This is a genomic window from Paenibacillus sp. ICGEB2008, from assembly GCF_000307675.1.
In the GTDB taxonomy this organism is placed as follows: domain Bacteria; phylum Bacillota; class Bacilli; order Paenibacillales; family Paenibacillaceae; genus Paenibacillus; species Paenibacillus polymyxa.
This window is the reverse complement of sequence record NZ_AMQU01000027.1, coordinates 140,453-149,511: the sequence shown is the minus strand read 5'-3', so window position 1 is coordinate 149,511 and position 9,059 is coordinate 140,453. Positions and strand designations below refer to the sequence as shown.

Sequence of the window (9,059 nt, the reverse complement as noted above, 5' to 3'; positions counted from 1 at the left end):
TTTCCGGTAGTTATCCCTGTCTTGTGGGCAGGTTGCCTACGTGTTACTCACCCGTCCGCCGCTAGGTTAGTTAGAAGCAAGCTTCTAACTAACCCCGCTCGACTTGCATGTATTAGGCACGCCGCCAGCGTTCGTCCTGAGCCAGGATCAAACTCTCCATTAAAGACGTTACAAAGTAACGTCAACCTGTTTTATCTTCATCCACTCCAAGGAGAAGAACCGAATATAAAACAATATAGAAAGAGCGATTAGCTCATTTTAAAACTGACGAGATAAAATATCTCATTTTTGCTTCCATTTCATACAGCCAGATGGCATGTACCAAAATTTCAGCATTGGATTTTATAAATAAAATCCGTACTCACTCGTTGTTCAGTTTTCAAAGATCAAACACTTTCTCTTGCTGTCAAATCAATCTCAACAGCAACTTTTATATATTATCACATTAGAACTAATTTTGCAATAACTTTTTTTTCGAGAAGTACTTCTTCCTTCAAATCCATTCTGCTTATTAGCTACCCGGCAAAACATCTTATTTAATTGGCCGGAATAAGAATATATCACATAATGAAATCATTTAGCAAGTGTTTTATTAAAAAAAAATTTAAGTTTAATTTAAAATCAAAAACAAACTCCAAAACCGATAATGGTTATGCACTTCTACTGCCTTTTAAGGAAGCACAAAATAAGAGGATTAAAATCTGAAAAAATATAAGAAAAAAGCCGACGAAAAAATCGCCGGCTTCCCGTTAATTCCACAAAATGTTATGGAGTATGATGACTAAAATATTGGAGCGTTCCACTTGGATAAGAGTTCCACTCTCCCGGAAGGTTATAAGAGGAGGAACCGGACTTAATCCCCGATTTTCGGATAATAGTCCCGTTATTCGGCATAAATTGCGTTTTGCCGTCAGGATCACCTAAGACGTCGATCGTTACGCCGTTCTTTTTCAGAACATAGCCTGTCGTTACGTTTTTATCTGTCTCTAATAACATTATCTCATCATTATAGTATGTCGCAGGAATAATATCGAAAAAGTCATAAAAGATGGAATCGATATATATATAAGGTATGCCTTTGTAAAACGAATTAATAGGCTGGCTCCACACTTTAGGAGTATTTGTAGCTAAATTGTATTGATGAATCTCAAGTGAGTATCCTGCATTTTCTATAGGCTTAGAAGTATCTCCTACCGGATTGTAAAACAGCTCAATGGCAGTACGGGTTTTATCCAAGGATAGATACTGAGAAAAATACAGTTCCTCCGGTCCTTGAGGATTTGAGATCACTTGAAATACAGTAGCAGATCCGTTTGCTCCGATTACCCAGAAGTATTGAAAAACACCCCCGTTCCACGTCCAAACCGTCCCATTAAGAGGGGTTGGTCCAGTAAAGGTAGAATCTGCCGTACCCGAATAGACTTTAAATGAAGTTTCACCTGGGAACACTGTTGACATGTCATAAGTAATCGGATCTTTGACCCCTTGCTTAGTCCGGATTTGAATAATTCCATTCGTTGCAAGAGGGGCATTCGTTACCTGAAAATTATAGGTGGCTTTTCCGCCATGCCCATCATCCGCAGTAATCGTTACCTTGGTACTTCCTGCCTGATTACCTGGAGTAAGAGTCAGCGTTGATCCGTTAACCTCTGCATTTACCATACCGCTTGATTCAACAGTAGAAGTAAACGTCAGGGCATCCCCGTCAGCATCACTGAACAATTGAGATAAGTCGTAGCTTCTTGCATTCGTAACTCCTGCAGTCAACACTTGTTCATAAATGACCGCATCTACTTGAGGCGGCTGATTAGAAGACGGGTTAGGCAAGCCGGATGATTGGACGCTGACCTGGAAGCTGGTTGAAGTTTCCCCTCCACGACCATCCATAGCCGTAATTTCTATGCTTGTCGTTCCTGCACTTAGTGCCTGAATTTTCAATTGAGCTCCAGCGATTTCCGCCGAAGCAACGGACGGATCAGAAGAGGTGACCTTAAAAGTTAACGTATCTCCATCAGGATCAGTAAAAACGGAACCTAAGTCGAGTGAGTAAACCTCACCACCTATAGTAAGCGACTGGTCGGCAGGTTTAGTTTCTACTGGATTCTGATTCTCCGGAGTTCCAGCCGTGACAGTGGCTTTAAAAGTTTCGATCACTTGCCCTCCCCGGTCACCTGTTGCTTTGATCGATACTAATGTGCTACCGATCGTTAACGGTGTAAGAGTGAGCATATCCCCATAAACGTCAGCCGTCACAACAGTCGAGTCAGAAACACTAACATCGTAAGTTAAAATATCGCTATCAGGACTGGAAAAGAAATCGTTTAAGGACAATTGAATATCGCCTGTATTTATTTCTTTTATCTGGTCCGGAATCCCTGACGAAACTGGGGATTCATTGACAGTAACATCAAAATCAGTAGTGACCTCGCCCCCGCGACCATCTTCTGCTTTAAGCTGAATCGTTGCTGTTCCTGAAGAAATTGCATGGACGGTGACTTGGTTTCCGTTAACGGATACAGCAGCAACTGATGAATTCGACGATTCTACCGAAACATCCACAGGATCGCCATCGGGATCGTGGAATACAGAAGATAAATCCAGGATATAATCTGCATTGCCTAAAATCAGTGTCTGATTATCAGGCTTCTGATCTATAACCGGTTTTTGGTTAGGAACAGCGGTTACTTCCATTTGGAATGACTTGCTTGTGCTGCCTCCATGGCCATCAGATGCTTTAACGGATACTACTGTGCTGCCAATCTTTAATGGTGTAATGGTAAGCGTGTCCCCATTCAACACTGCAGTCGCAACCGAAGAATCGGAAATATCAATGCTGTATGATAACGTATCCTGCTCATGGTCGGTAAAGAAGTTGTTTAAAGATAATTGAATGTCGCCTGAATTGATTTGTTTCGTTTGATCCGGAATTCCCAAGGATGCCGGAGGTTCATTAACGGTAATATCAAAATTGGTCTTAACCTCGCCTCCAAGGCCATTTGCCGCTTTTAGCTGGATGTTTGCTGTTCCTGAGGAAACCGCATGAACCGTAGCCTGGTTTCCGTTAACAGAGACCGTCGCAATAGATGGATCCGAGGATTCTGCCGAGATGGTTAGCGGGTTGCTATCCGGATCAAGGAATACCGGGGATAAATCCAGGATGTAGTCCGCATCGCCAACAGTAAGCGTTTGGTTGCCTGGCTTCTGATTTACAACCGGATTTTGATTAGGTACTGCAGTTACCGCCAATTGAAACGACTGGCTTGCGCTGCCTCCACGACCATCGGATGCCTTGACGGTAACTTGGGCATGTCCTACAGTTGCCGGAGTTAATACCAATTGATCACCAGTCAGGATAAAGGTGGCAATGGAAGGATCATCGATCGCAACCTCATAGGTCATGGGATCATTTTCAGAATCCGTAAAAAACGATCCCAAAGATAAGTTTACGTCGCCGCTCCCCAACTGCTTGCTTTGATCAGGGATACCCGATGAAACAGGAGACTCATTGACACGAACTTTGAAATTCGTTCCCGCTTTTTTCCCGGCCTGGTCATCGGCGGCAATCGTAATGGTTGCAGTCCCTTTGCCAACAGCCTTAATAAATAGATTTGTTCCCTCTACTCGAACTGTACTGATTTTTGTACTAGACGACACTGCCGTATATTTGAGCTCGGACTGCTCCTCGTCCGTAAAATGACCAAGCAAGTCAATTTGAAGTTCAGAATCGCCCACCGTTACGGCCTGATCGTCATATTTGGTCACTAACTTCGGCGCTGTATTGGTCACAACCGTAGAACGTGAGCTGCCAGAAGAAGTTGTAGTGACTCCTGATACCGTCGAAGAGGACACACCTGCTGCAAATGAAGTATTCGTGACTTGGCTGGAGGAGCTTACACTAATATTTGCTGCAGAGTTATTTACTTGTAAATTTGAAATGGTTCCAGCTACCTCCAGACTGACCGGGGTGGAACTGTTCACAGCCAATGTATTAATGGAGGCCTTGCCTGTCAGAGCTACGGACTGATCGCTGTTGACCGACATTTGCTGAATAGTCCCCTGCAACTCTACCTGCTGGGCACCGGCAAGAACATTCAAATGCTGTATCGTTGAGGATGAATCATTTTCAAACGTTGCATTGGAAGTCAATGCCATTTGATCCACCGTCGAATTTCCTTGAATGACTACGTGGACATCCTGTTTGGATACCTCGACATCCTTCACCTCAGATGCATCAAATAATACGGTGTTCTGGTCACCGCCCTGAATATATGTTTTTCCTTGTACCGTAAATTTAGAGGCATAGAAATCATGTTCAAGACTTGACGAAACTGTAAAACTATTTTTGACATTCAAATTCATAACTGAAATGTAATCACCGTCAATAGTTAAATCTCCGTCAATCGTAGAGTTATGACCATCTAATACAAGATTACCACTGAATTCGGAAGCTTGCCCTATCGGGGCTTGCCCGCTCGCATGGATGACTAGTTTGGTGATCGATTCAATGGTCCGCTGTGATGCTACAAATTGAATATCTGCTCCTTTGAGAATCTCCTGGTTAGAGGTTTGCAAGATTCCTTTAACTGAATCCGAAAGTTTATATTCAATCCCGTTAATCCAAGCCTTTCCATCCTCCACTTTTTGGAGTTGGACAACATGGTCCTTAGGGAAAAAGGTAGACATCATATACTGGGCTATATCTTGACGTTGAACAGACGATTTAGGTTTGAAAGCGGATTGATCCGTCTCCATGGAACCCGACTGTAAAGCCGTATTTACGTAAGGCCGTGCCCACGGGCTAACCCGATTCCAATCAGTAAGTTTAGCAGACTCCGTGGCGTCAGCTGTGATAGGAAGCCCGGCGGCCCGCATAAGCAGTACTGCCGCCTCCTCTCTGGTCACTACCGCTTTGGGTCTGAATTTGTTACCGTCGTCTCCATTCATGAGTCCTGCACGGTGTACAGCCTCAATATAGGGACTCGACCAACTTTTCGAGTCTACATCCGCAAAGCTGCTGGTTGCTGCTTTAGAAATAGAGAGTTGCAGAGCTTGAGTTAATAGAACCGCCATTTCTTGACGAGTCAACAAATCCGTTGGCCGATAAGATCCGGATGGGTCTCCACGCAGAAGCCCAGCTTCAATGGCTTGGAGGATGCTTGTCTTTTGCTTAGAAGCAACATTATTGATGTCTTTAAAAGGCAGGCTGGCCAGAGCTGCTCCGTTTGATGCATCACTGGCAGCAGATGCAATCGTCTGCAAAGCCGTTGGAGCAACCAGTGCAGCTAAGGCTAATGTTATCAGCCATTTATTGGGTTTAGAACTCATGATGTTCCCTCTATTCTTTTTATTCATTATGGCTCCTCGCTGCTAAAGATACCGATATTATCCGTATAATCGATTCCTTCATCAATCCATTCACTTTCCTCGTAGTGGCCTGCATTTCCATGGGTAACACCGGATTGTCTAGCTATAGTGGTATGAGGCTGAAACACCGCCGTATCAATCAACTGATTATCGTAATAGAGTGATAAAGTGACAGGTGCTGAATCATCGTTATAAAATTCCATACCCGTGGAGTAATCTACATACACATCACCAAAAAACATGGTATCTCCTATCACAAAAGTAGCTCCACCTGGAATAAAAGCACCAGCGTCTTGACTTATCTCAATCGAATTTCCACCGTTACTGCGTTCAATTCTAATTTTTGAAGCATCCAATTCCTCAGAACCTGCATTATAGAGCTCAATAATCTGCATCATAGAGTCGCTCTCCCCCCATGCCAACTCAGAGAAGAAAAGTCCCTTTTTTTCTCCAACAGTGACTTGGAAGATCGTTTGAACGGTTCCCCCCTTCCCATCATCTGCGGTGACTGTTACTGTAGCACTTCCTAATGCAAGCGGAGTAATACTCAGTTGGTCACCGGTAACGGAAACCGTTGCTACGCCAGGGTTCGATGAATCAGCAGAATACGTTAGCAAGTCCAAATCTTCATCTGCAAAAGTTGAAGCAAGTCCGATAGTTGTGTCCATAGCACCCGCTTCTGTAGAAATATCATTAATCGCGCTTTGAACAACAGGAGCATGATTAACAGCGGGTGGAGGAGTCACCGTTAGAGTGAAATTCGTATCCACCGTGCCACCGTTTCCGTCATTTGCCGTTACCGTAATCGTGGCTGTACCCGCGTTCACTGGCGTTATTTTCAGATCGCCTCCGTTTACCGCTACCGTCACTACGCCCGTATCTGTTGTAGTTGCGGTGTATGTCAGTACGTCACTGTCTTCATCTGCGAACACACCTGCAAGGCTCACCGTTTTGATGCCGTCTGCGAATCCTGTCGTTACATTGCTGATCGACGTTTCCACCGTCGGCGCATGGTTCACAGCTTCGGGAATCACCGGTGTGATCGTCACGTTGAACTGCGTATCCACTGTGCCACCATTGCCGTCATCTGCCGTTACCGTAATCGTGGCTGTACCGGCGTTCACTGGCGTTATTTTCAGATCGCTTCCGTTTACCGCTACTGTCGCCACGCCCACATTCGTCGAAGTTGCAGTGAATGTCAGCGCGTCGCTGTCTTCATCTGCGAACACACCTGCAAGGCTCACGGTCTTGATGCCGTCTGCGACTCCTGTCGTTACATTGCTGATCGACGTTTCCACCGTCGGCGCATGGTTCACGGCTTCGGGAATCACCGGTGTGATCGTCACGTTGAACTGCGTATCCACCGTGCCACCGTTTCCGTCATCTGCCGTTACCGTAATCGTGGCTGTACCGGCGTTCACTGGCGTTATTTTCAGGTCACTTCCGTTTACCGCTACTGTCGCCACGCCCGTATCTGTTGTGGTTGCGGTGAATGTCAGTACGTCGCTGTCTTCATCTGCGAACACATCTGTAAGGCTCACGGTCTTGATGCCATCTGCAACTCCTGTCGTTACATTGCTGATCGACGTTTCTACTGTCGGCGCATGGTTCACGGCTTCTGGAATCACCGGCATGATTGTCACGTTGAACTGCGTATCCACCGTGCCGCCGTTTCCGTCATCTGCCGTTACCGTAATCGTGGTTGTGCCGGCGTTTACTGGTGTTATTTTCAGGTCGCTTCCGTTTACTGCTACTGTCGCCACGCCCGCATTCGTTGAAGTTGCAGTGAATGTCAATGCGTCGCTATCTTCGTCTGCGAACACATCTGCAAGGCTCACCGTCTTGATGCCGTCTGCAACTCCTGTCGTTACATTGCTGATCGACGTTTCCACCGTCGGCGCATGATTCACGGCTTCTGGAATCACTGGCGTGATTGTCACGTTGAACTGGCCGTTTATGGTCCCGCCCTTGCTGTCGTTCGCCGTAACCGTGACCTTGGTTGTTCCTGCGCTCACCGGTGTGAGGGTCAGCTGACTTCCATTCACTGATACCGTCGCTACGTTCGTAGCTGAAGATTCTGCTGTGTAAGTCAAAGTGTCTCCATCAGTATCAGTAAAACTATTTGCCAGATTAATCTTTTTAGGCTCATCTGCTGTACTTAACGCAACATCAGTAAACCTGGTAGTAACGCCTGGTGCATGGTTATTCACTGAATTTGTTGAACTTCCACCTCCACCTCCAGAGGAAAATTTCACGCTACTCGACGTAGTTGTAGTCACTTCTTGAACCGTCCCGTCAGCCGACTGAATTTTTCCAATCTGCTTTTGTACTTCATTGTAATTTTGGATAACTTGTGAAACAGATACATCTTTAGGCAGCTGAATCATTTCAACTTTAAAATTCGGATTCAATGTCACTTTAGCATTTGCGTTGGCAACTTTAAGCTCCCCAATTGTCCCTGTTCCTTTAATAGAAATACCATTGCTGGAATTCACAGTAAGTTGGCTTGCATTTCCATTCAATTGGATATTAGAGACACCATCGTTAAGCTCGATTACTCCTTTTATATCTCCTTTAATCTGAACATCATCACCTGAAATTCGAAGCAGGCTGCTTTCCGGTAGACCATTGGTATTTAACACAACACCTTTTTGCACGATCTCCAATTGTTGCAGCCCATCCACATTACGATTGCGCGAATTAAACTTTAATATAGCTCCCTTTAACGCATCTTTATTAGAGTTTCCGATCAACTCTTTCAATTTTCCTTCTATTAAATAGGGAACATTATCAATCGTTACAATGTCTCCATCAACGCTATTGATCGTGGCCGTTTGCTCTTGAGTTTTGAATATATCCACCAGAAGAGGAGCAATATCCTCCCTTTTTACTTCACCTGTGGGATTGAGCTTGCTGTCATGAATATCAATTAAACCCAGACGAAGTGCCGTATCTACCGATCCAGCTGCCCATCGGCTTACCAAGGATTGATCTTTTGGCAAAATGCTTGATCCGCCCTCTGCATTAACCCCTCCGACTGCACGAACAAACACGGCTGCCAGCTCTTCACGTGTAACAGGATCGTTTGGACGGAAATTTCCTAATCCATCCCCGGATAGAAATCCAGCTTTTTGTGCGGCTTCTATATATGGAGCAGCAAATTGTTTACTTTGCACATCTTTAAAAGTAGAAGAACTCGAAATAGGGTCCAATTTTAAGGCTCTGACCAATAATACTGCGAGCTCCTGACGAGTTAATGTTGCTGTAGGGCGAAAGGTTCCTTGGGGATCACCCGATAAAAGTCCCTGGCGTACAGCTTCTTGAATAGCCGCCATTTTATCACTCGTCACATAGGATGTATCTGAAAACAAATTATCGGCAGGCGTTGCAGCGTAAGCAGAAGTACCAAACGTCGCCTGAAGAGCAACAAGAGCGGCTGCCCACTTAAGTGAATAAACCTTCAATGGTTGTACCTCCTAATTTTACTTTTGAGTAAAACGATCCTATTCGATCTTCGAAATGTTTTTACATAATTCAAAATTAATAAAGCCTGTTCACTGAATTTATCGATAAATAATGCGTTTATATTAATTTTTATTCATATATTTGTCGAAAAAAAAGTGATTTATGTCGTTTCAATTAATATATATGAAAGCTCTGAACCAATTCTGAACAAAAGTTATTATAATGATGCT

General features: G+C 44.5%; 2 protein-coding genes and 1 rRNA gene. All 3 read right to left on the bottom strand.

What is annotated here, in order from left to right:
• Positions 1-163, bottom strand: a 16S ribosomal RNA gene (locus C400_RS0123285); the annotation flags it as partial.
• Positions 164-765: 602 nt separating this feature from the next.
• A complete protein-coding gene (locus tag C400_RS0123280; RefSeq protein WP_026065502.1) occupies positions 766-5,325 on the bottom strand; it encodes an S-layer homology domain-containing protein in 4,560 nt (1,519 codons plus the stop codon).
• A 26-nt stretch (positions 5,326-5,351) separates the two neighbouring features.
• Positions 5,352-8,828, bottom strand: coding sequence for an S-layer homology domain-containing protein (locus C400_RS0123275; protein ID WP_017428411.1), 3,477 nt, complete (start codon positions 8,826-8,828; stop codon positions 5,352-5,354).
• Positions 8,829-9,059: the final 231 nt, after the last annotated feature.

Bases quoted from the DNA above. Each gene is read 5' to 3' on its own strand.
- C400_RS0123280 (WP_026065502.1), bottom strand. From the start codon at position 5,325: ATGAGTTCTAAACCCAATAAATGGCTGATAACATTAGCCTTAGCTGCA.